Annotated in this window: 16 protein-coding genes and 1 pseudogene; 6 read left to right on the top strand and 11 right to left on the bottom strand. The window is 66.6% G+C overall.

The features are described from left to right. Positions 1-48 precede the first annotated feature (48 nt). From EAS64_RS38810 to EAS64_RS38800, 3 genes are all read left to right on the top strand, one after another. Positions 49-1,211, top strand: a protein-coding gene (locus tag EAS64_RS38810; RefSeq protein WP_439333592.1) for an IS3 family transposase whose coding sequence is annotated in 2 segments (ribosomal slippage) — positions 49-337 and positions 337-1,211 — 1,164 coding nt in all. Because the reading frame shifts where the segments join, the coding sequence is not laid out codon by codon here. A gap of 901 nt (positions 1,212-2,112) precedes the next feature. Further along, positions 2,113-3,569, top strand: a protein-coding gene (locus EAS64_RS38805) for an IS3 family transposase (RefSeq protein WP_439333595.1) whose coding sequence is annotated in 2 segments (ribosomal slippage) — positions 2,113-2,479 and positions 2,479-3,569 — 1,458 coding nt in all. Because the reading frame shifts where the segments join, the coding sequence is not laid out codon by codon here. A gap of 36 nt (positions 3,570-3,605) precedes the next feature. Then, a complete protein-coding gene (locus tag EAS64_RS38800) occupies positions 3,606-4,727 on the top strand; it encodes an IS110 family RNA-guided transposase (RefSeq protein ID WP_145861544.1) in 1,122 nt (373 codons plus the stop codon). A 102-nt stretch (positions 4,728-4,829) separates the two neighbouring features. Here the strand turns inward: EAS64_RS38800 and EAS64_RS48020 are convergent. The 3 genes from EAS64_RS48020 to EAS64_RS38780 all read right to left on the bottom strand — a co-directional run bounded on the left by EAS64_RS48020 (position 4,830) and on the right by EAS64_RS38780 (position 8,280). Then, positions 4,830-5,899 (bottom strand): IS630 family transposase gene (locus EAS64_RS48020; RefSeq protein ID WP_439333581.1). Its coding sequence is split into 2 segments (ribosomal slippage): positions 4,830-5,422 and positions 5,422-5,899, totalling 1,071 coding nucleotides; the frame shifts between segments, so codons are not numbered across the junction. Positions 5,900-6,131: 232 nt separating this feature from the next. After that, positions 6,132-7,085: a hypothetical protein gene (locus tag EAS64_RS38785; RefSeq protein ID WP_145861542.1), complete on the bottom strand. Its 954-nt coding sequence runs from the start codon at positions 7,083-7,085 to the stop codon at positions 6,132-6,134. Positions 7,086-7,335: 250 nt separating this feature from the next. Beyond that, the gene (locus EAS64_RS38780) at positions 7,336-8,280 is read right to left on the bottom strand and encodes an SEC-C domain-containing protein (RefSeq protein ID WP_246116099.1); all 945 of its coding nucleotides are present in this window, start codon (positions 8,278-8,280) and stop codon (positions 7,336-7,338) included. A gap of 347 nt (positions 8,281-8,627) precedes the next feature. On the opposite strand from EAS64_RS38780, the gene EAS64_RS38775 reads away from it, so the two are divergent. Beyond that, the gene (locus tag EAS64_RS38775) at positions 8,628-9,365 is read left to right on the top strand and encodes a helix-turn-helix domain-containing protein (RefSeq protein WP_145861538.1); all 738 of its coding nucleotides are present in this window, start codon (positions 8,628-8,630) and stop codon (positions 9,363-9,365) included. A gap of 509 nt (positions 9,366-9,874) precedes the next feature. On the opposite strand, the gene EAS64_RS38770 is transcribed toward EAS64_RS38775, so the two are convergent. The 3 genes from EAS64_RS38770 to EAS64_RS38760 all read right to left on the bottom strand — a co-directional run bounded on the left by EAS64_RS38770 (position 9,875) and on the right by EAS64_RS38760 (position 13,331). Continuing rightward, positions 9,875-10,348 (bottom strand): hypothetical protein, encoded by a 474-nt coding sequence (locus EAS64_RS38770; RefSeq protein ID WP_145861537.1) that lies wholly within the window; start codon positions 10,346-10,348, stop codon positions 9,875-9,877. A gap of 857 nt (positions 10,349-11,205) precedes the next feature. After that, positions 11,206-12,639 (bottom strand): IS1380 family transposase, encoded by a 1,434-nt coding sequence (locus EAS64_RS38765; protein WP_145861536.1) that lies wholly within the window; start codon positions 12,637-12,639, stop codon positions 11,206-11,208. 236 nt (positions 12,640-12,875) lie between these two features. Further along, complete coding sequence (locus EAS64_RS38760; protein ID WP_145861533.1) at positions 12,876-13,331, bottom strand: hypothetical protein; 456 nt, start codon at positions 13,329-13,331, stop codon at positions 12,876-12,878. Positions 13,332-13,927: 596 nt separating this feature from the next. Between EAS64_RS38760 and EAS64_RS38755 the strand changes: the two genes are divergently transcribed. Further along, on the top strand, positions 13,928-14,965 hold the full coding sequence (locus EAS64_RS38755; protein WP_145861531.1) for an IS110 family RNA-guided transposase: 1,038 nt from the start codon (positions 13,928-13,930) through the stop codon (positions 14,963-14,965). A 316-nt stretch (positions 14,966-15,281) separates the two neighbouring features. Here the strand turns inward: EAS64_RS38755 and EAS64_RS45295 are convergent, their stop codons facing one another. The 5 genes and pseudogenes from EAS64_RS45295 to EAS64_RS38725 all read right to left on the bottom strand — a co-directional run bounded on the left by EAS64_RS45295 (position 15,282) and on the right by EAS64_RS38725 (position 20,350). Further along, a complete protein-coding gene (locus EAS64_RS45295) occupies positions 15,282-15,419 on the bottom strand; it encodes a hypothetical protein (protein WP_222849937.1) in 138 nt (45 codons plus the stop codon). Between the two features lie 227 nt (positions 15,420-15,646). Next, entirely contained in the window at positions 15,647-17,485 is a 1,839-nt protein-coding gene (locus EAS64_RS47005; protein WP_222849936.1) for an ATP-binding protein, read from the bottom strand. Positions 17,486-17,634: 149 nt separating this feature from the next. Beyond that, positions 17,635-18,195, bottom strand: a pseudogene (locus tag EAS64_RS38735) (helix-turn-helix domain-containing protein); the annotation flags it as partial. A 99-nt stretch (positions 18,196-18,294) separates the two neighbouring features. After that, positions 18,295-19,457, bottom strand: a protein-coding gene (locus EAS64_RS38730) for an IS3 family transposase (protein ID WP_439333592.1) whose coding sequence is annotated in 2 segments (ribosomal slippage) — positions 18,295-19,169 and positions 19,169-19,457 — 1,164 coding nt in all. Because the reading frame shifts where the segments join, the coding sequence is not laid out codon by codon here. A 587-nt stretch (positions 19,458-20,044) separates the two neighbouring features. Next, positions 20,045-20,350, bottom strand: coding sequence for an IPT/TIG domain-containing protein (locus EAS64_RS38725; RefSeq protein WP_222849935.1), 306 nt, complete (start codon positions 20,348-20,350; stop codon positions 20,045-20,047). A gap of 177 nt (positions 20,351-20,527) precedes the next feature. Here EAS64_RS38725 and EAS64_RS38720 point away from each other — a divergent pair, with 177 nt between their 5' ends. Further along, positions 20,528-21,634 carry an ISAs1 family transposase gene (locus tag EAS64_RS38720; protein ID WP_222849934.1) on the top strand — a complete coding sequence of 369 codons (1,107 nt, stop codon included), beginning with the start codon at positions 20,528-20,530 and terminating at the stop codon, positions 21,632-21,634. Positions 21,635-22,175 lie beyond the last annotated feature (541 nt).

Raw genomic sequence — 22,175 nt, 5'->3', positions numbered from 1 at the left:
CCGGACACCTGACCTGAGATGGCCTCGGCCATCAGGAAGGATGTCCCCATGCCCGCACCGCACCCTCCGGAGTTCCGCCAGCGCGCCGTCGAGCTCGCCCGCCAGGGCACCGCACCGATCGCCAAGACCGCGAAAGACCTCGGCATCAGCGAATCGTGCCTGCGGAACTGGCTCGCCCAGGCCGACGCCGACGAAAGCAGCAGCCCGCTAAAGCCAACCAGCGCGGAAAAGAAAGAGATCGCAGAGCTGCGCCGGAAAAACCGGCAGCTTGAGATGGAAAACGACATCCTCAAGCGCGCCGCCGCTTACTTTGCCAGGGAAAGCGTCCTCCCAAAGTAACCTTCCGGCTGGTCCGAGAGCTGGCCGATACCGGAATCCCGGTCGCGGCGGCCTGCCGGGTACTGAACGTGTCCACGTCCGGCTATTACGAATGGCTCGGAAAGCCGGAATCGCCGAGAAACGCGAGGAACAGGGAGCTTGCGAAGATGATCGCGGCGGTTCACGAGGAATCGCGCGGCACTTACGGGTGGCCGCGGGTGCACGCCGAGCTGGTCCTGGGCCTGGGCGAGACGGTGAACCGCAAGCGGGTCGCCCGGCTGATGCGCGAAGCCGGCCTGCAGGGCGTCCACCGGCGCAAAGGCCGGAAGAACCTGGTCAACGCCGCGACCGAGGAAGACCTGGTGCACCGGCAGTTCGCGGTCGTCGAGCTCGACCAGCTCTGGCTGACCGACATCACCGAGCACCCGACAGCCGAGGGAAAGGTGTACTGCGCGGCGGTCATGGACGCCTGCTCGCGACGGATCATCGGCTGGTCAATTGACGTCAGCCAGAAATCGGAGCTGGTCATCGACGCGATCGGCATGGCTATCCTCCGGCGCCGCCCGGAGTCAAGCAAAACGATCCTGCATTCCGACCACGGAACGCAGTACACGTCCTGGGCTTTCGGGAAAAGGCTCCGCGACGCGGGGCTGCTCGGCTCGATGGGAACGGTCGGGGACTGCTACGACAACTCGATGATGGAATCGTTCTGGGGCACCATGCAGATAGAACTTCTTGACCGGAAGGCATGGAAATCCAGGAAAGAGCTAGCGAACGCGATATTCGAATGGATAGAATGCTGGTATAACCCCGCGCGAAGGCATTCCAGCCTCGGGATGCTCAGCCCAGCCGACTTCGAGACACGACTCAGGCCGCCAGACCACGGCGCCTGACCCCACACCCGAAGTGTCCGGCGAACGGGGGCAAGGTCAGCCAGGGCCTGCTGCGACCAGGAAGCCGTCCGCATCGCCCGCGAACTTGCCGCCGAAGGCAGACCCGTGTCCCGGCGTACGCTGCGCGGCGGCGGGGTGCAGGGATCCAACGAAAAACTGAACGCGCTCGCCCGCTTGCTCAACGCCGAACTCACGGCCGGGCAGCCGGTGCTTTCCTAGTCAGTCAGGGCCGGGCAGCCTAGCCGCCGCGGCTGCCCGGCCCCGGCAACGCCCGCGCAAGCTCGACGAAGAAGACACATTCACACCCTGGACCATCCCGGCTCGGTGTAGAGAGAAGAGCGTCTCGGGCGTGATGACGGCCAGCCGAACCTGCCCAACGGTCGCCTTGCCGAGCTGCCTGACGAGAGACAGCGACCACACGCGACCGCTGAGCACGGTAAGGCGCTCACGTAGCCGCCGTTATGGTCGGCGGTCAATTGTCATCGCGCAGGCGTCAACTGTGTCCTGAACCGCCTTATTGAAGAATCGGTACTGACGCTACGGCTGGGTCCAGTTGTAGCGTTTAGGGGTTCGATGGGTTTGGCTCTGCGAACCGCTGCCGACCAGCGTGCTGGCCTGGCTTCCGAACGACGTGCCGGCCTGTCGGACCCTGCCGCGGCGTGGCTCATAAGAGGTGCGACGCTGACTATCTGGAATAAGGCATGCCCGCCGCGGACCCCTCAATGGCGAGGATGGGAGGCAGGTCATGACAGGCGTGATGATCGGCGTGGACCCGCATAAGGCCTCGCACACCCCTCTCTGCCAAGCTGTCGTGAGGCACCCGCCCCTCAGTAACCACTGACACTCCCCGAGGGCGGGGACGGAGACGCTTTCCTAGATGACAATGACCTCGCTCGACCGCATGCCGCTGGCCGGCGATGCTGGACGGGTGACCGGCGAGCAGGAGCGCCCGGATCCGGAGGTGCCCGAGAAGGCCCGCCGGCGGACGTTCACCGCGCAGTACAAGCAGGAAGTCCTGGCCGCTTACGAGGCGGCGGCGCCTGGTGAGAAGGGCGCGATCCTGCGCCGGGAGGGCCTGTACTCCAGTCTCATCACCGAGTGGCGGCGGGCCCGCGATGCCGGCGCCCCGGCGAGCCCGGCGCGGGCGTCCGGACGCCCGGCGGCCGACCCGCGAGACGCGCAGATCGCCCGGCTGCAGAAAGAGAAAGCCAAGCTGGAGCAGGAGCTGGCCAAGGCCCGCTTCGTGGCCGATGTGCAGTCAAAACTGCAGGCGCTCTTGGAGACGATCTCCGAGGGCGCGGACTCCGAGCACGGGTCGAGTTCGTGACCGACGAGGCGATCGCCCTGCTCGCGCCTCAGATCGGCACCAGGGCGGCCTGCCGCGCGGCCGGCGTGGCGCAGGCTACCTGGTACCGGCGGCACCGGATCAGCCCGCCAGCGCCCAGGCCGGCCTCGGTCCCGCATAAGGAGCGGGCCCAGCCGCGGGCGCTGGCCCCCGCCGAGCGGAAGGCAATCCTGGACGCGCTGCACAGCAGCCGGTTCGCTGACCTGGCCCCGGACGAGGTATGGGCGACCTTGCTGGATGAAGGAACTTACCTCGGATCGGTGTCCACCTACTACCGGGTGCTGCGCGAGGCCGGGGAAAGCCGCGAGCGGCGGCGTCAGGCGACGCACCCCGCCGCGGTCAAGCCCGAACTCGTCGCCACCGGGCCGAACCAGGTCTACTCCTGGGACATCACCAAGATCCACGGCCCGGTCAAATGGACCTACTACCACCTCTACGTCATCCTCGACATCTACAGCCGGTACGCCGTCGGCTGGATGGTCGCGACCCGGGAGTCCGCCGTGCTGGCGGAGAAGCTCATCGCGGAGACCTGCGCCAAGCAGGGGATCACCCGCGGCCAGCTCAGCCTCCACGCCGACCGCGGCTCCTCCATGACCTCCAAGCCCGTCGCGCTGCTGCTCGCCGACCTCGGCGTCACCCAGTCCCACTCCCGCCCCCACGTCAGCAACGACAACCCGTACTCCGAAGCGCAGTTCAAGACCCTCAAATACCGGCCGGCGTTCCCCGCCCGGTTCGCCACCATCGAGGCAGCCCGCGCCCACTGCCAGGAATTCTTCGGCTGGTACAACAACGACCACCATCACGGCGGACTCGGCCTGCACACCGCCGCCGACATCCACCACGGCCACGCCCCCGCCGTCCGGGCCGCCCGCGCCCAGGTCCTGGACGCCGCCTACCTCGCCCACCCCGAGCGCTTCGTCAGCAAGCCACCCGCCCCGCCGAAACTGCCAGGCACATCCTGGATCAACCCGCCCCAGGAAGAAGGAGACCAGCACTCAGTAATGCTCGCGTGACGGTGCCTCGTTCAGGTTGACAGATTCCGCACCGCGGTGGCGGTCAGTGCCGGTGAGCAGCCGCTCGGCCAGCTGCGGATCCGGGCCTCGGCGGCGCAGGCGCGGCGGCTGCTGGAATGGGCGGCGCCGTGGCCGGAGCGGTCCTGGGCCGTGGAGGGCGCCGGGGGCCTGGGCCACCTGCTGGCCCAGCAGCTGGTCGCAGCCGGGGAGCGGGTGCTGGACGTGCAGCCCAAGCTGGCCGCCCGGGTGCGGCTGCTGGCCGATGAGGCGGTGAACAAGAATGACCCGAACGACGCCCGCGCGATCGCGGTCACCGCGCTAAGGTCCCGGACCGTCCGCGAGGTCACACCGGATGATCACTGCGCGGTGCTGAAGATGTGGTCCAGACGGCAGCATGACCTGGGACGGAACCGGACCCGGATCGCCTGCCGGCTGCACGCGGCGCTGTGCGAGCTGGTCCCCGGCGGCATCGGCAAGGAGATCACCATCGCGCACGCCGCCCGCGTCCTGGCGCAGGTTACCCCGTCCGGCGCGGTGCAGCTGGCCCGCGCGGAGCTGGCCGCCGACCTGCTGGATGATCTGCGCCGGGCCGACGAGCAGGTGCGGGAGACGAAGAAGAAGCTGGCAGCCGCGGTGCGGGCCACGGGCACCAGCCTGACGGAGATCTTCGGGGTCGGCCCGGTGATCGCCGCCACGGTGATCGGCGAGACGGGCGACGTCTCCCGGTTCGCGAGCCGGGACGCGTTCGCCGCTTACAACGGCACCGCCCCGGTCGAGGTCTCCTCGGGCAGGCGGACGGTGTTCCGCCTGTCGCGGCGCGGGAACCGGCGGCTCAACCACGCCGCGCACATGACCGCGGTCACCCAGATCCGCTACCCCGGCAGCGAGGGCCGCGCCTACTTCGACAAGAAGACCGCCGAGGGCAAGACCGCCAAGGAAGCGCTGCGCGCCCTGAAACGGCAGGTCAGCGACGCCTTCTACAAGCACCTCAAGGCCGACGCCGTCCGCGCCGCACGCGGGAGCAGCAGTCCGGGAGGGCACGCGGGGAACGACTCTGACGCCAGCGCGGCCGGCTCACACCCCAGGACGCCGGCTCTTCGGCCAAGCCACTCCCGGACCAAGAACCACCGTACCCCTATGACGTTGGCAAGGAAATAACCGCACCTCAGAGGCTCATAGGAAGACCAGCGGTCCCACTTGACACAAAGAGGAATCGTTCTGCGCGGTTGCGCCACCACTAACGATCTTCAATTGCGGAGGTTACGCAAGGGACGTGAGATCAAGCCTGGTTCCGGTGAGGAACCCGTTGATCAGGCCGGGCTGGTACTGCATGCGGCGGAGCCGGGACTTGGCCAGGGCGGTGAGCTGGGCGAGGTCATGCTTGACCAGGTTGGCCAGGGATCTTTTCAGGTGCGACCACACCGACTCGACCGGGTTGAGCTCGGAGGCATAGGCCGGCAGCTGGTAGACGGTGAGCCAGTCCCGGGCCGCGATCAGCTCGCGCATCGCCCGGCTGACGTGCGTATTGAGATTGTCCCAGATCAGGACGAGCGGCCCGCCGAGCTGCTGGTGGGCGGCGTCCAGCAGCCGGGCGTAGTCCGTCTCGGTGAACCCCTTGCGCTTGTCACCGCGCCGGGGGCCGGAATGGACGCGGTAGATCAGCCGCGGCCGCTGCCCGGCCTTGACGGCGATCACCGCGGCCAGCGACACCCGCTTGTTGCTGCCGCCGGTCACCTTGACGACCGGGGTCGCGCCGCGCCGCCCCCAGGTGCGGCCCTTCGGCGGCCTTAAACCCTGCCCGGACTCGTCCTCGAAGACCAGCCAGGCGCCCTGCTGCTCAGCCGCCCTTTTATGACCGGCCACGTCTCCTGCTTCCACGCGGCGACCGCGGCCTCATCCCGCTCGGCCGCCCGCCGCGCCGGGACCTGCACGCTCCACCCCATCCGGTGCAGCAGCACATGCACCCCGCCCAGCGTGTACTCCACCCTGAACCGCCGCCACACCTGATCGGCGATCCGGGCCAGGGTCCAGCACTGATCCTCATAACCGCACGCCGCGGGCCCCGCGTCCAGCACCGCTTCCAGCTCGGCGACCTGGGCCTCCGTCAGCTTGCACTTCGCCCCGCCGGCCCCCTTGGAGGCCAGCGCCTCCCGGCCGCCGGCCGCCAGCGCCCGCCGCCACCGGTTCGCCGACATCCGGCTCACCCGCAACCGCCGCGCGACCTCACCATCGCTCGCCCCGGCCTCGATCATCTCCGCCGCCGCCAGCCGCACCTGCTCCCGGCGGGCACGATCCGCAGCAGTCAGCCCGCCGCCATCGGGATACCTCATGACACCGGCATAACCCACCACCGCGACACACGCCAGACCCGTAACCCAGGCAATTGAAGATCGTTAGCAGCGGCGGTTTAGCCATCCATAACGAGCTGATCTGCTTCGCCGCATGCTTGCCAACGCGTATGCCCGGTAGCACCTGAACGGCTAAGAAAGAGGCTGCCTTCAAGAATAGTTATTAAGGTCCTATTCGATAGTCTCCAGGCACAGGCACAGGCACAGGCACAGGTCAGCCATGCCATAGCCCCAGGAGGGTAGCGGCGAGTACGTTGCTGGCAGTCCCTTCGAGGATGGTCCGCAAGCTCTGCCCAAGGACTCTCAGTTTGTGCTGGTCCGGTCGTAGCTTTGATGCCGCCTGGACGATCTCGCCCGTCAGGATCCTGGCATCCTCTTGTTCCCGAGGTGCGAGCCCAAGGGCGGGCAGTGCCAATGCCACCGCATCGGCGAATCGCGCAAGCGCGGCGACATCAAGCTGGGTTGTTTGCACGGCATCGCCCGCACGTTGGGTGACGCCATGCGATCCCACAACCACTCCGCTAGCAGGCCCGTGGATTGTCACAGCGTTCGAGGCCGTCGACCGTTGCGCCGCGACGTACTGCACGGTGTCCGAGCAAAACTCCTCGGCGCACAAGACGCCTGCGTCAGTAAGGTAAAGCCGGACCGGCCCCTCACATTCATCGACCGTCACTCCGTCGACTAGGCCTTGTCTGCGCAACCAGGCGGCGGCGGCGTCAAGATCTGCCTCTGAGAACGGCTCTGCCAGCCAGGTGCCGTAGCGCGGGTCAGCAAGCATCAGGTCGCGAGAAGGCTGCCTCAGCGAAGTCGATGCGTCCTGCGAGGACAGCCAGTCGACCATCGCGTCCCGGCAGGCTGCCCTGCGCTGCCGCATGTCAGCACGACCGGCCTGAACATCTTCTGCCAGGAGGCGGCCCTTGGCGGTGGCCAGGGCATCGAATCCCTCGATGCCGCCCAGCCCGGCCGCCAGATGGATGAGTGACTGCTGCTCCAGTTCCCGCAGCTCATCGTGCACGACCTGGGTGGTGAGCGCGTCTGCATCGGGCTGGGCGTCGTAGAACGGCTTGATGGGTACGTATGTGGCGGATGATGACTGCGGTACCAGCCACTCGATGAACCGAACCCGCCGGATCTTCGAGGGGGTCCAACCCCAACCGCGCTCTCCCATGATCCCAGCGTAGACGGATCAGTCGGGTGTGACGGCCTCCCGGAAATGCGGAATCAGGTCAGATCCTCGCCCAGCCTTACCTCAGCGCATACCGGGTTTCCGCAACCCACGTGTACGCCGGCCAATCGACTCTGCGGGAAGGTGAGATAGGCTTTGTGTCGCAAGAGGCAGCGGGACAGCGTGAGAAAGACGGGCGATAGCTTCGACAGCGCCGGAATCTATTGGGTAGTGCGCGGCCGCGCTTTGCCGGCTATGCCGGACGCGATCCCGGCCGAGACTTGATCTTCATAACTCGCCCGTGGCAGTACTTATATTTGCGTCCGCTACCGCAGGGACACGGCCGATTGCGAGGAACCTCGGGTACCACGGTCGGTATGGTTTCGTCAACTGCTCCGAATGAAGCATCCATCACTGCCAATACCGGATGCGGCCCTCCCCTCGCGTCGATAATTCCAGGCATGTATGCGGTGGCTTTCACTTCGGATGTATGATACCTAGACGTCGGCTGGACAGTTGGGTCACTTGAGATAACAACACTCATACATTGGCGCCCCACAGACCCTTGCGTTTTCCGGTCATCCGCTGTCAGGCGGATAAGTTTTACCGTACGTGACACAATTGCCTGCGGCGGTTTGTCAGCCCGGACCAATTCCTTCGTTTCGCCCCAAACGCTCTGCGCTTGCGGCGGAAGCGTGAAGAAACCAGAGATGTTGCCCAACATCGCTGATGGCTCGCCCTCCTCGGCCCACCAGGTCCACTCCTGAAACTGATGCGCGGCACGGTCGGCCACCAATGGCTGCATATCAGGCGACTCAAAATTACTCAGCCGAAAAAACGCTAGCCGAGGCTGGCCGTTAGTATATATGTATCCCACGCCAGTAATACTCAATCTCTTGTCTGTAACGCGAAGTGGTGAAATTTCCCGGTTGGCCTTCGCTTTCAACCGGGACAACATTTCTACGATTGTATGACTCGGAGGCGCGACCTCAGCTAGCGCCTGCGCCAGCCAAAATCGCGTCTTGAACCTAAGAGTAGCGGCCTCGGCAAGTCCCGCAAATCCGATGGCCATCCTAGCGTCTCGGGTAGTCAGCACAAATGCTTTATTGGACTCATCATCGTGACCGCCCCCCGGTAGGGTGAGGCGGCGATCGCTGACAAGCAGAGCGTTGCGCGCATTGCCGAGAGTGATGATCATGGTCACGATTGAATTATTGCATAACAGCCTGGTCACCTTGAAATATGACATGATGCGGTCGCTCAACAAAATTTTGGGGAGAGGCCTGCCTGCCCCCTGGGTAGCGCCCCCCAGAGCCTCCCCAGGTCAGGAGGAACCGGCCGGGAGCTGAAATGGATGATCTGCACTTGCCTCAACCACCTGGCTGGCCGTGGGGGGCAGCGAAAATAATCGGCGATCTCGCGCCTCTGGTCGGATCCCAGTGCCAGATCTCGGGTTCGCCATGGGAGTGCACAGACTGACTGGGTCGTGCAGGGCAAGTCGGTCTATTACGGGCGTCCGGCCTGGTGCCGGAGCATAATTCAGGCATGTCTGCCGACAGTCATCGCGACCTCATCGTGGCGGCGATCCGGGTCAGCTCGCAGCCTCTCGATGATGACCAGCTCGCCGCGCGCACGGGCATCTCGCCGCGGCAGCGGGTGAACCAGGTCTGCCGGGCCCTGGAGCGCGCCGGGATGGTGCGGCGCGAGCCCGGTCCTCACGGCAAGATCGTCAACGAGTGGCTCGGGGAACCGAGCCGGGAACCGACAAGCACCCCAAGCCTGGCGGGCACGGCTGCTGCCGGGGTAGGCGCGCCCGCCGGTCCCGCTGTCACCTCGGCCGGGGCTGTGCCAGCCGGCGATTCCGCTGAGCAGCGCGGCGCGGAACGGGTGATGCTGGACCTCCTCGGCGCGCAACTGGGCCGCGAACTCAATCCTGACACCATCACCGTTCCGTCCGGGGAGCGGGTCGAAGTCGACGGCGCCGACGCCGGCCGCACGGTCCTGGCCGAGTGCTGGGCGCACCAGGGGCCGCCCAAGAGCGCGCAAAAGCACAAGGTCCTGGCCGATGCCTTCAAGCTGGCCTGGATCGGCACCACCGTCTACCCGCGGCCGCAGCTTATCTTGTGCTTGAGCGACCCGCTGGCCGCAGCGCGGTTCCTGCCCGGCGCGAGGTCGTGGGCCTCTCGCGCCCTCCAGGACAACCGCATCGAGGTCCGCGTCGTCAGCCTTCCAGACGACCTGCGCCATCGTCTTCTTCAAGCACAGCACCGCCAGTACCGCTGACACCCGACCGGGTCTTGAAGGGGAGTTCAGCCGGTGGCCGAGACGCTTACGGTCTAACGCCGGAACCGCCGCTATGCGTAGGCGCGACGTCCCCGGCGGACCTCAGTTGAGCCAGGCGAGAACAAACAATATGCGCTTGAGCTTGCCGGTTAGATTGGCCCTTCCGGGTGGGAGCTGGAGATTCGCTCCTGGTTAAGGCCACCACATCGCCTCCCCCCGCTTCGACGGAATTGCCATCAATGTCATCCGGCCCGGCAGTGACAATGCCAGTACAGTCAGCCGGTCACTAGCGGGGATGAAGGCCATTAAGCTAGTCGACGCTAGGCGGCACCTGACCGAACTCGGCGTATGCAAACCGAGCATGGGCCTGCCTGACACGAGCAACCTACCGCCCGTATATATGCCTTGACCTGCACCGCTGCCGCCAATGTGCGCTAGCAGTTTGAGATGCATTTAACAGCGGGACCGGTTCGGCATAAGCCTTTTGGCTCGTCGGCGTCGGTCTGCCGCTAACGGTTTTTCCTGGGCAGCTCCCGACAATATGGCCGCGTTCCCTCAATCCCGATCTTGAACTGGATTTCACCGAATTCAGGCGGATCACTCCTGGTAACCCGCACGGTAATCAGGAAGTATTGATGCTCCAGTTGCAACCACTCGCGAACCGCTGAGTACCCGACCGTGACGGAGTGCGGCAGCGACGGAAAGAGCCAGTAATCGCCGTCGGCCCCGTTCCCTCCCTCCAGATCCTTCTTAAGGCCCGCGAGGTCGAAGTGGGCGAAGTCGAGCAATCGAGTTTCGCCCCTCGGTATCTCTTGAGCGCCCACCGAACCGCCGTCTGTCCAGGGGATGGGCCAGGACAAGAGGCCAACGCAATTGCCGTCTTGGTCGTGCGCATCAACTACCTCAGCACGGAAGGAGCCCGAACCGCCCTGGTTTAGCACGCCCAAGAACAAGCGGTTGGTGACGAGGTCCAGGTCGGGCATCAGTCTGACGCGGACCGGTCGCGGAGGCAGACTCGCCGACACGGCGCTAGTAGCGGAACCCTCAGCCGTAGCGCTTGCTGGAACCTTTACCCTGGCGGTGCGCTGCTCACTGCCTCCGGGTGCCGACTCGATGCCATCAGCAATCGACCCGCCAACCGCTGGACTGGTCGGCCACCACCTCCACACGGTGGCGAAGCATAGATACAAGCCAAGGACAGTCAGAACACCGAGCACATACGTCGGCCAGAGAGGAAAGCCTGAGTGGGGCGTGGTGGCCAACTGCGAAACGTAGATGGCACCTCCACAGCAGACTGCCGTCGCGACGCCCCAAGCCCCCGAACGTCCGGCACGGCCATCCTCATCTGCCACGTGTATTAGCCTATCGGTGCTCAAACTCCACGTCGGCCAGCCACGTGCACAGCGCCTCCGGGAGTCGCTTGCCGCAGTGGCTGAAGGCTCCGTAGAGGGCTGCCGTCGGTGCAAGTGGGCGTATAGGGATCGAGCGATTATTTAGGAACTTAGATCGCGTATCAAGATTGGCCGTGCAAGCACAGTGCCCTGTGCGCCAGTGTGCTGTGAGGAATTGCTTATATCGTGGGTGATCGCGACTACTCGCGCGCGGCTCAGCGGCGGCCTTCGTTCCCAGTGCGTGACGAACCCTTCATCCCGGACTAGCCTCAATCGTTCAGGCGGTTTGAGGTCTGGTTACTGATCGTGCTGGAGCCTGTTTTTCGACTTCATGTCTGTTTGTCCTGGGGGCGGGCGGTACGTGGTGCGCCCGGTGTGCCCGGGTGCGCACCGGCTCCGACCGCGCCGGGGGTGGTCCTCCTTCCTGTCGCTGGGGTTGCTCGTGCTGGTCAGGCGGGTGCTGGCAGGGCGCAGAGCCGCTGCCAGCAGGCGAGGAATGCGTCTTTCCATGGCCAGTCGGTGCTGATGGCGAGGGTGCGCTGCCGGGCGTGGCGGGCCAGGCGGGCTGGCAGGTGCCAGATCCGGTAGCGGAGGGTGTCCGGGGTCGCGTCGCGGAGCTCGCTGTCGTGCAGTCCGAGGAGGCGGGCCCATGCCGTGAGGTCGGCGGCGATGTTCGCGGCCAGGACCCAGCCGGCGTTGACCTGCCAGGTCTTGGAGGGCAGGTTCCGCAGTCCCATGGCCTTGGCGGTGCGGACGCCGCTGGTTTCGACGACGGCGTGCTCGCGGTGCAGGACGTCGATGTACTGGGCGTGGTGGCTGCCGGGGACGCCGCTGATGCCGTCGTCGGGGATGTTCGTGCAGGTGATGGAGTACTTCCAGCCGGTCTTTCTCTCGTAGTCGGTGAGGTTGCGCAGGTGACGGCGGGAGGGCTTCACCCTCCGGGCGATCCAGCGGAGCCCGTCTGGCCAGTTCCCGGCGCGGGCCGTCAGGCCGGTGATCTCCGCGACGTCCTTGTCCTGCTCTGCCTCGCCGTCCTGCGTGATCCCCGGCTTCCACGCGGCGGCGGGGAGCTGCCGAATAGCGTCCTCGTCGGCGGGCATGATGGTCCAGCCGCAGGTGAACAGCACCTTCCTCCTCGGAGAGGAGAGGGACAGCAGGTGGCCGATGAGATCGTGGCTGGCGCCGGCCCCGTCGACGCGGACCAGGGTCCTGCGCCTGAACCGGGCCGGTACGCCTCTCAGGGCCGCCGCCAGCACCTCCTTGTGGTCGGTGAACGTGTTTGACCCCGCGTTGCCGGGCCGCAGCAGCATGCTCAGGCACTCGCGGGTGTTCGCGCACCAGGCCGCGAGCGGGTGGAAGCCGTATCCCATCTTCCACGTGGGCGCTGCTCCTTCCTTGTCGGAGCTGGCGGTGACGAGGGTCGCGTCCATGTCGATGACCAGCCAGCCCGTGAGCGCCTTGCCGGCGACGGCGAGCCAGGGGAACCCGGCCGGCGTCTCCTCGATCAGCTTCCAGGCATGCTCCCTGGCCTTCGCCCTCGCCCGGGCGACCCGGTCCAGCATCCGCGGGGACCCGGCCAGGTCGAGGGCACGGCGGACCGTCGGCCCGCTCGGGGCGGCCCCCAAGACCGGGGACAGGTGCGCGAGCAGGGCGATGTCGCTCATGGACGTGGCGCCCAGCGCGATCGCGACGGCCAGCGACGCGAGCACCGTCCCCCGGTCCAGCAGCGGCGACGTGCCCTTCTTCAGCAGGGCTGCGGACAGTCCGGCGGTAAGGCCGAGCTGGTCGGCAGCCTTGCGGAGCAGGATCGCGCCGGCGTGGCCGACGAGCCCCTTCCCGTCCGCGGTGACCTTCAGGGCATGGTCCCACCCGTTAAGCTGCATGGCGAAGAGCGCTCCAGGCTTGACGATTGCATGGTTGTGGTGACCCGTAATCTCCCAGGCACAGGGCGCTCTTCGCTTGTAAAGCCAGGAAGGGACGGCCGCTTCGCGGCCGTCCCTTCTCTCTCTCGTGACACCGGATCGCCCCGCACCCATAAGGTGCGCCATCCGTAGACCCTCCGCTTGTTAAAACTCAAGCTCACGCCTACCGGAATACCGTCAAACCCGCCAGCTCGCCTTCAGCGCTGAATGCCGGAGGCTAGAGCCTTCCGAGCTCGCGCAGTCTGCGCAGAGGCGAATCTGGCGTAGCAGCCGGGTTCGAGTGCTTCAAACCTGTCCACGCTCTCGATGTGGTTCTGCACCGACACATCTTCCAACTGCAATTCCGTGCGCACCAGCCTCGATAGCACCGAGGGGTCAGACGGATAATCGTGGCCGATCTTGAGCACGGCTTCGTCTTCGCCGTTCCATGGCCCATCTGTAAGCCTGTTGAGCGAGCCGAGGAGTATGAGTTCTCTTGACGAGCTGGCGGCGTGACTTCGGCGCGCAGGTACCAGCGTCTGCGCCCAGAATGCGCGCACTAGCCCTCTGCGGCCGCGAGGGCCCTCGCCGTAGCAGCCGAAGTAGGCGAACGGCATGACTCCGACGTGCAGGTCGTTGACCTCGATGTCAAACACGCTCATGGGGCCGTTCACGTCGTCTAGCCTGTGCCAGGTTCTGCGGCCAGCTCTCCGTGCAAGTTTGAGGGCGGAATCGACTTTGCCGGATGCCCCCGGCTCATGCAGCACGCTGGTTTGGCGGCTGAACGCCACGAACTTTGCCGTAATGCTAACGGAGGTACCAGCGTTCGTCGTGGAACGCGCGTCCTCAACTCAGGTTCGGAGAAGTACACCGCCGCCTCCTGGCTGTACGCGAGTGGCGAACCCTTCGCTTCATTATCCGCAGAGAACCGGGCGATCTGTGTCCGCAAGAGGACACCAGTCGCGGCAAGGCTTCATGGCACCTAATCGGCAGGGAGACTGTGGATAGTGCTTCCGGCTCCGGCTCTGCTTCCGTGGTTTTGCGGTGGTTCGGGCGTAGGGTCGGGAGCCTGGGTCCGGCCTGACCCGCTAATCGGCTGACGCCCTTTTGGGCTGTCCTGCTAACGATTCGTCGGCCGGGCCCAGGTTCTTGTGGCACCCACCGGCACTGCCGGTCTGATCTGCCCGTCCTTCGCGAGAGGCCGGGGTTCACAGGGTCCGACGGCCGGCAGGTGCGTGCCACCCCTTTCAACCAGAGAAACAGGGATGGCATGACCATCGTAGAAGACCGCCGCGCCATTACCGGCGGCGTGGACACCCACGCCGACACGCACGTGGCCGCCGCGCTCGACCCGATCGGCGGGCTGCTCGGCGTGCAGGAGTTCCCGGCCACGACGGGCGGGTACGCCCGCCTGCTGAGCTGGCTGGGCGGGTTCGGGACCGTCGCCCTGGTCGGGATCGAGGGCACCGGCAGCTACGGCGCCGGCCTGGCCCGCCACGTCACCGCGGCCGGGATCCGGGTCGTCGAGGTAGACCGCTCCGACCGCCAGGACCGGCGCAGGCAGGGCAAGTCCGACCCGCTGGACGCGGTCAGCGCCGCCCGCGCGGCCCAGTCCGGCAGGGCCCGCGGCGCGCCCAAGGGCCGCGACGGCGCAGTGGAGGCGATCCGTGCCCTGATGGTCGCCAAGCGCAGCGCCCGCAATGAGCGGACCCAGACCATCAACCAGGCCAGGGCACTCGTCCTGACCGGCCCCGATGACCTGCGGGCCCGGTTCACCGGGCACACGCCAGCCGCCCTGGTCGCCGGGCTGGCATCACTGCGTCCCCGGCCCGGCAGCACCGTCGGCTACGCCACCCGCATCGCGCTGCGGGAACTGGGCCGCCGCGCGGAGTTCCTCGACGGGCAGACCGGGCGGCTCGACGAGCTCATCGTCCCCCTCGTCACCGCCCGCGCCCCCGGCCTGCTCGCCGTCTACGGCATCGGCCCCGACACCGCCGCGCTGCTGCTGATCGCCGCCGGTGACCACCCGGAGCGGCTGCGCTCGGAGGCCGCCTGGGCGCACCTGTGCGCGGTCGCCCCGATCCCGGCATCGTCGGGAAAGGTCACCCGCCGCCGGCTCAACCCCGGCGGCAACCGCGAGGCCAACCACGCCCTGTGGCGGATCGTGATCACCCGGATGGGCCGCCACCCCGCCACCCGCGCCTACGTCGAGCGGCGGACCGCCGAAGGCCTGTCGAAGAAGGAGATCATCCGCTGCCTCAAGCGCTACGTCGCCCGCGAGGTCTACCGCCACCTCCGCGCCGCCTAGCCCCCAGACCCCGGGGACGGCCTGACCCGCTAATCGGCTGCCGCACCCGTGCTGGCCTTCGAACGATCCGTCGGCCGTCCCCGGACCCCGCCCCCGGCCTGCTGGCCGCGTGACCTCATAAGAGCCTGCCCTCCGCCTCGGAGCGGCCCCTCCCTGTCTTGTCCGCACCCAGCAGACCGGTCGCTCACCAGATGAAATGTTCAGCCACGTGAACCCTTGACAGACATAGGAGCATCGATCAGGCGCGGCGGGTATGGCAAAACTGAAAGGGCTGGGCGGAGTTAACCTCGTCAGCTTCGGTCTTCCGCAGGATGAGTCACTCGGCCCCGAAGGCCTTCGTGACTTCGTCTGGTGAGGGCGGCTCAGGCAGGTCCCACAGACGGGCGAAAGCATCGGCGAGAGACGGCCAGATAAGCCGCTGACCGTCCTCGACGGAGTGGATCTCGTCTGCCATGGGTGGCAGGACGACAAAGTCATGAGGGATCATGCGCCCCGCTGCGTCCCGGCGTCCTTGGGGGTCAGGGAATCGCAGAGCGACAGGGCCTCCGACGCGTCGGCATGTCGTCGATTCGCCATCGGTTCCCCCGAAGGCGCGCTCGTAGATCGGGAGCGGGTCGGAGTATCCCCCGTCGAGCAGGAAGCGGAAGCCCCACGTGCGTCCGCGTGTAGCCCAGACCAGGTTCACCAGAGACTCTTGACGAAAAGGTGGTCCTCCACGCCCTGGTCAAGGTCGAGCCTGAACTGCGTCACGACCGCAGTCAGGAAGTCTCGGTCTGCCAGCGCTTGGGCGTGGACCTCCTCCAGTTTCGACTTGCCGAGCTTGACCGCCTCTGCCAGCCCAGGGATAGCGATGGGGGCGAGGACCGGGACAACCTTCGGAATCTTGGCCAGGAACTTTGCGGCGGCATCCGCGCCGGCACCGGTAAGTAGCCCCGCTAGCGCGTCGGCGTGGTCCACCAGCCCGCCCAGGACCTTGAGCGGGATGGCGAACCTGCCGGCCCACTGGGCGAGCCTCTCGAAAGGGAGCATGGTGGCCACCGGCAGGATGAGGTCGAGACCGACACGTTCGGTGACCTCGATCTTGCCGGGCTCGAACCTGGCCGACGACAGCAGCATGAAATCCTCGCCCAAGGACAGCGCCTCGGGCACCTGAACAAACGTCTTAAGTGCGTCGTGCAGCGCAGAGACATCGCCAGCGGCCTTCTCGACGATGAGGTCCTGGAACCCTTTCGCGTTCAGGCCCGGGTGCAAGTCTGCCTTCGACAGCGCGAGAATCCAGATGCGGGGAAACTCCCTCAGCGGTTCGCCGTCCGTGAGGATGTCGTCCCTGAGCTTTTCGAGGCCGCCGCGAAGGCCCCATAGCAGCGACTTGAGGTACTTCTCCTCCTCACCCGCGTAGTCGAGCAGTTTCTGTCCGTCGACAAGGACCAGGGCCACATCGGACTTCAGGAGTCTGGTGAAGGTCGCCACCCGGCGCGTTGCCTCCTCGGTACTGCTGGGCTCTTCCGTGAACCACTCACCCGGATAGTCGTGCCAGATGAGACGCAGCGCGTTGAAGGGCTTTGCCTTGGCCGCCTTACCGCCGCCGGGCTCCTTCACCTTCAGCGTGAAGGAATAGGGCGTCGCGGCGAAGCGATTGGCCTCGGGGGCTTTAGCCTGGTTGCGCATCCGCAGATAGTTCTGGCGCAAGCGCGTGCCCTGGCCGGTGTCGTCAGCGAGCACCTTGTAGAGACTTTCCGCGAGGAACGACGGTTCCTGTGACGCACCGTAGAACGACGAGAGCAAGACGGTCTTGCCGCTGCCGCTCTCTCCGAACACGGCGAGGTTCTGTTCCTTTACCTTCGCTGCCATGTCGGTGAAAGTACCACCGTCAACCCGCGGGACGTGGCCGGAGCCTGAAGCCGCCCGGGCTTCCAGGAAGGACCAGGCGATGTAGCGGGTGAGGTTGCCCAAGATAAGGCAGAGCCGCGCAGCTGCTCGAGGCGGCCGTTGATCAATTCGATCGCGACTATGGGCACATACGACCCGCGGCGACAGCTTCCCCGCTGCGTGGGCGGCGGCGAGCCGGTCGACCCACTGCGACGCGGTGGCGAACTGGACGCGGTGCCCGGCCTGGCAGGCCCGGATCGCGATGCCGGTCGCCAGGTGGGTCTTGCCCGTTCCGGGCGGCCCGAGGAACACGACGTTGCCCTTCTCGGCGATGAAGTCCAGGGTGCCCAGGTGGGCGACGGTGTCGCGCTTGAGGCCGCGGGCGTGGTCGAAGTCGAACTCCTCCAGGCTCTTGCGGGCGGGGAACCGGGCGGCGCGGATGCGGCCCTCGCCGCCGTGGGCGTCGCGGGCCGCCACTTCGCGCTGCAGGCAGGCGATGAGGAACTCCTCATGGGTCCAGGACTCCTCCCGGGCGCGGGCGGCCAGGCGCTCGGCGGAATCCCTTAGCGCGGGCGCCTTCAGCGCCCGGGCCAGGAACGCGATCTCGGCATCGAGGTCACGCGTCTTCTTCTTCGCGGTCTGGCCGGTCATCAGGCTGCTCCTTCGCCGTCGCCGCCGGCCAGCGCGTCGTAGACGCTCAAGAGCCGCTGCTCGACCTCCGGCTCGGCCCCGACGGGGCGCAGCATCCCGACCCGCTGCCGGCGCAGCGCGGCCGCGGCGGCCTTGTGCTCCGGGTCGGTGATCACCTGGTGCACCCCGCCGAGCCGGGAGATCAGCTGCCACCAGCCCGCGAACAGGTCTTCCGCATGCCGCGAGGGAACCAGGACCGCCGACAGCCACCGCGAGTAGCCGCTGACCATCGTCAGCACCGGCAGCCGCGTCGCACCGCGCTCCTGCCCGAACCCGGCCGGCACCGTCACCGGCGGGAACCAGAAATCGTTCTGCGCCAGCTCGCCGGGATCATAGGCCGTACGGCTGGCCGGGTCCGGCGGCAGGTAAGCCGGCCGCAGCTCCCGCACCCGGTCCTTCAGCACCGTCAGGCCCCGCTCCCACCCGACCCGCTCCGCGATCACCGTCGCCGGCATCGTGGGATAGGCCCGCAAAAGCTCCCGGATCCGCGGCTCGAACGCATCGACCGCCGACCCCGCCGGAGCCCGCTGGTACCTAGGCGGCCCGTCGCTCGCAACCGCCGACCGCACCGTATTCCTCGAGATCCCCAGCGTCCGGGCGATCGCCTTAACCGGCATCCCCTCCGCCCGGTGCAGCCTGCGAATCTCAGCCCAGTCCTCCACTGTGAGCACCCTCTCTCCCCCCGGCTCACCACCGAGCCAGGAGATCCCCAGAGGGGGTTAACTTTCAACTGACCTTGCCCCCGTTCGCCGGACACTTCGGGTGTGGGGTCAGGCGCCGTGGTCTGGCGGCCTGAGTCGTGTCTCGAAGTCGGCTGGGCTGAGCATCCCGAGGCTGGAATGCCTTCGCGCGGGGTTATACCAGCATTCTATCCATTCGAATATCGCGTTCGCTAGCTCTTTCCTGGATTTCCATGCCTTCCGGTCAAGAAGTTCTATCTGCATGGTGCCCCAGAACGATTCCATCATCGAGTTGTCGTAGCAGTCCCCGACCGTTCCCATCGAGCCGAGCAGCCCCGCGTCGCGGAGCCTTTTCCCGAAAGCCCAGGACGTGTACTGCGTTCCGTGGTCGGAATGCAGGATCGTTTTGCTTGACTCCGGGCGGCGCCGGAGGATAGCCATGCCGATCGCGTCGATGACCAGCTCCGATTTCTGGCTGACGTCAATTGACCAGCCGATGATCCGTCGCGAGCAGGCGTCCATGACCGCCGCGCAGTACACCTTTCCCTCGGCTGTCGGGTGCTCGGTGATGTCGGTCAGCCAGAGCTGGTCGAGCTCGACGACCGCGAACTGCCGGTGCACCAGGTCTTCCTCGGTCGCGGCGTTGACCAGGTTCTTCCGGCCTTTGCGCCGGTGGACGCCCTGCAGGCCGGCTTCGCGCATCAGCCGGGCGACCCGCTTGCGGTTCACCGTCTCGCCCAGGCCCAGGACCAGCTCGGCGTGCACCCGCGGCCACCCGTAAGTGCCGCGCGATTCCTCGTGAACCGCCGCGATCATCTTCGCAAGCTCCCTGTTCCTCGCGTTTCTCGGCGATTCCGGCTTTCCGAGCCATTCGTAATAGCCGGACGTGGACACGTTCAGTACCCGGCAGGCCGCCGCGACCGGGATTCCGGTATCGGCCAGCTCTCGGACCAGCCGGAAGGTTACTTTGGGAGGACGCTTTCCCTGGCAAAGTAAGCGGCGGCGCGCTTGAGGATGTCGTTTTCCATCTCAAGCTGCCGGTTTTTCCGGCGCAGCTCTGCGATCTCTTTCTTTTCCGCGCTGGTTGGCTTTAGCGGGCTGCTGCTTTCGTCGGCGTCGGCCTGGGCGAGCCAGTTCCGCAGGCACGATTCGCTGATGCCGAGGTCTTTCGCGGTCTTGGCGATCGGTGCGGTGCCCTGGCGGGCGAGCTCGACGGCGCGCTGGCGGAACTCCGGAGGGTGCGGTGCGGGCATGGGGACATCCTTCCTGATGGCCGAGGCCATCTCAGGTCAGGTGTCCGGGAAACGGGGGCAAGCTCACAACCGTCGCTACAGGGTCAGTATTGGACCGTCGCCGACACACCGCCAACACTTCCGCATCTCTCACCGGGAGACATCGGTCAGCTGACCGACGGTCAGCGCTACCACGGCAGACCGGCGCCGTGAGCGATATCCCCTTTCCGATCGGCAGGTAAAGCTCCTGGCAGTCGTCGCCGGGGGGGCGGGAACTGGTACGCCAGGCATATCGACCTGACCGTTAGTTCCAGGCACGGCCCAGGCAATGGAACCTTCCTGCAGGAACTTGAGGCCCTCCAGCAACAGGGGCTGGTTGTCCGCGATGACAGCCGATCGGGTGTCGGCGGAAGATGGACGATGACCGCCGCCGCCTGGCCGCACCTCCGCCAGCCATAGTCGCCGTGCCGCCTGCCGGGAAGCCCAAAATCATCATCCCGAACGGGTTCGTGGTGACTCGCCCGCTCAAACTGCCCCCGTCCGACGCGAACACGCCCTCTAGAGCTGTGTTGTGTCGTAGCCCAGAGAGTTCGCGCCTGAGCTGATGGTCACGGCTGGTAGGTGAACTTGTCAGCCGGGTCAGCGGCGCTGCCTCCCCAGGGGGTATACACCTGAACGTCTTGTGTCCCGCTGCCTGGCGGCGTGACCACGGTGATGGATGTGGCTGAGTTGACGGTGAACGAATAGGTCGAGTCTGCGGGGCCGAACGTCACATCCGTCGAATGCGTGAACCCGGTGCCGGCAATCGTCACTTTCGTGCCGCCCGCGGCCAGCCCGGCGGCGGGACTGATGCCGGTGACGACCGGGGGCACGTAGTCGTAGGTGACCCAGATGCCGTCGATACCGCATGACACTTCGCCGCTACTGGTGGGGCAGGGACACGGCAAAGTCGTGATGTGGGGCTGTGACGTGCGATGTCGTGATTGGGGCTGATGTGCCCGGCGTGTCTGCGGGAGGCGGGCGGGGCCCGGGCGGAACGATGGAAGTTCCTACGCTCGCCATCGACTGCCCCGAGGGACTCCCGCCCGCTCATGACATCTTCCCCGATAAAGGGTGCTGCCCGCACCCGGTACCTGCTCGATCTGCTGTCCCAGGTCCCTGACCCGCGTAAACGGCGAGGCCGGCGGCATCAGCTGGCCGGGCTGCTGGCCGTCGGGGCCGCGGCGGTGATCGCGGGCTCGAGGTCGTTCGCCGCGATCGGGCAGTGGGCCGCGGACGCCGGCCCGGACGTGCTGGCCGCGCTCGGCGCGGACCGCGGCCCGGCGGACGAGTCCACCTACCGGCGTGCGTTCGCCCTGGTCAGCGCGGACGTCCTGGACCAGGTTCTCGGTGCCTGGCTGTTCACCAGGGCCGTGCGGGCCGCCGGGCGGCTGGTGATCGCGGTCGACGGCAAGGCCGTGCGGGGCGCGAAAGGCAAGGACGGGAAGGCCCCGCACCTGGTCGCAGCCCTCGCGCACGGCATCGGCGCGGTCCTCGGCCAGGTCGCCGTGAACGCGAAGAGCAACGAGATCCCCGCGGTCCGGGACCTGCTGGCCGCGTTCGCCGACCTGGCCGGGGCGGTCATCACCCTGGACGCGCTGCACACGCAGCACGACACCGCCCAGCTCATCCTCGCCCGGCACGCGGACTACGCGATGACCGTCAAGGGCAACATGCCCACCCTGTTCCGGCAGCTCAAGAAGCTGCCCTGGCCCAAGGTCCCCTCCGTTTCCACCGTGACGAAGGACCACGGCCGACGCGCCCGCCGCACCGTCAAGGTCATCCTGGCGCCCGCCTGGATCGAGTTCGAGGGAGCCGCCCAGGTCGCGCAGCTGCGCCGCACCGTCACGAAAAAGGGCAAGAAGACCGTCGAGGTCGTCTACCTCATCACCAGCGACCGCAGGGCCGATCCCGCCACCCTGGCCGCCTGGGTCAAAGGCCACTGGGAAATCGAGAACAAGCTCCACTGGGTCCGCGACGTCACCTACCAGGAGGACAAGTCCCTGGTCAGGACCGGGAACGCGCCCCGCGTCATGGCGTCCCTGCGCAGCCTGGCCGTCAGCCTCCTGCGGCTGGGCGGGCACGACAACATCGCCGCCGCCAACCGCCACCACGCCCGCGGTCCCCAGCGGACGCTCAAGCTACTTCAAGCTGCGTGAATGCGACTTTGCCGTGTCCCTGACTGGTGGGGGGAGCGAAGAAAGTGGACGGGAAAGCCAGCGAAGTGTCAAAGGATGCGTATCCGCTAGCGTCCGTCACTCCTATCTCGCGTGCCACAGGGAGCGGACAGCAGCGGTCGCGAGATGGCTTGAAGCATTGCGGACGGGCATGACCACCAAGACGATAACCAGGTGGGTTTCCGCAGGTAAAGCAGCGTTTCTGCTGCTGTCAGAGATGTGGTCAGGGGCGGGGTCGAACCGCCGACCTTCCGCTTTTCAGGAGGCTTTGCAGGTCCACGCCAGTCCATAACCGGCTGCTTCAGCAGGCTATGTGCAGTGCTCGACACTCAAGGTGTCCAAGGGCGTCCTTCTGCGTCCAAGGCCGTGGTTAGCACGGCGTTAGCGAGGCCAGCGCCGTTGCGCGCTTGAACCTTGATAACTCAACAGTTGAGCGTATGGTCACCGCAAGACGGAGGACCCGACGCTGACATTCTGCTCTAATGCCGGAGCACTGGCCTAGTCGCCATGGCGCCGGCCAGAG

It is taken from the genome of Trebonia kvetii (genome assembly GCF_007827045.1).
Taxonomy (GTDB): domain Bacteria; phylum Actinomycetota; class Actinomycetes; order Streptosporangiales; family Streptosporangiaceae; genus Trebonia; species Trebonia kvetii.
Note: the sequence above shows the minus strand (reverse complement) of the source record. Positions and strands in the feature narration are given on the sequence as shown.

What these genes read in the sequence shown, in the direction of transcription:
- EAS64_RS38780 (WP_246116099.1), bottom strand. Translation starts at nt 8,280, where the DNA reads ATGATCATCACTCTCGGCAATGCGCGCAACGCTCTGCTTGTCAGCGAT.
- EAS64_RS38785 (WP_145861542.1), bottom strand. Translation starts at nt 7,085, where the DNA reads ATGGGAGAGCGCGGTTGGGGTTGGACCCCCTCGAAGATCCGGCGGGTT.
- EAS64_RS38755 (WP_145861531.1), top strand. Translation starts at nt 13,928, where the DNA reads ATGACCATCGTAGAAGACCGCCGCGCCATTACCGGCGGCGTGGACACC.
- EAS64_RS38720 (WP_222849934.1), top strand. Translation starts at nt 20,528, where the DNA reads ATGACATCTTCCCCGATAAAGGGTGCTGCCCGCACCCGGTACCTGCTC.
- EAS64_RS45295 (WP_222849937.1), bottom strand. Translation starts at nt 15,419, where the DNA reads ATGGCAGACGAGATCCACTCCGTCGAGGACGGTCAGCGGCTTATCTGG.
- EAS64_RS47005 (WP_222849936.1), bottom strand. Translation starts at nt 17,485, where the DNA reads ATGACCGGCCAGACCGCGAAGAAGAAGACGCGTGACCTCGATGCCGAG.
- EAS64_RS38775 (WP_145861538.1), top strand. Translation starts at nt 8,628, where the DNA reads ATGTCTGCCGACAGTCATCGCGACCTCATCGTGGCGGCGATCCGGGTC.
- EAS64_RS38765 (WP_145861536.1), bottom strand. Translation starts at nt 12,639, where the DNA reads ATGCAGCTTAACGGGTGGGACCATGCCCTGAAGGTCACCGCGGACGGG.
- EAS64_RS38770 (WP_145861537.1), bottom strand. Translation starts at nt 10,348, where the DNA reads ATGCCCGACCTGGACCTCGTCACCAACCGCTTGTTCTTGGGCGTGCTA.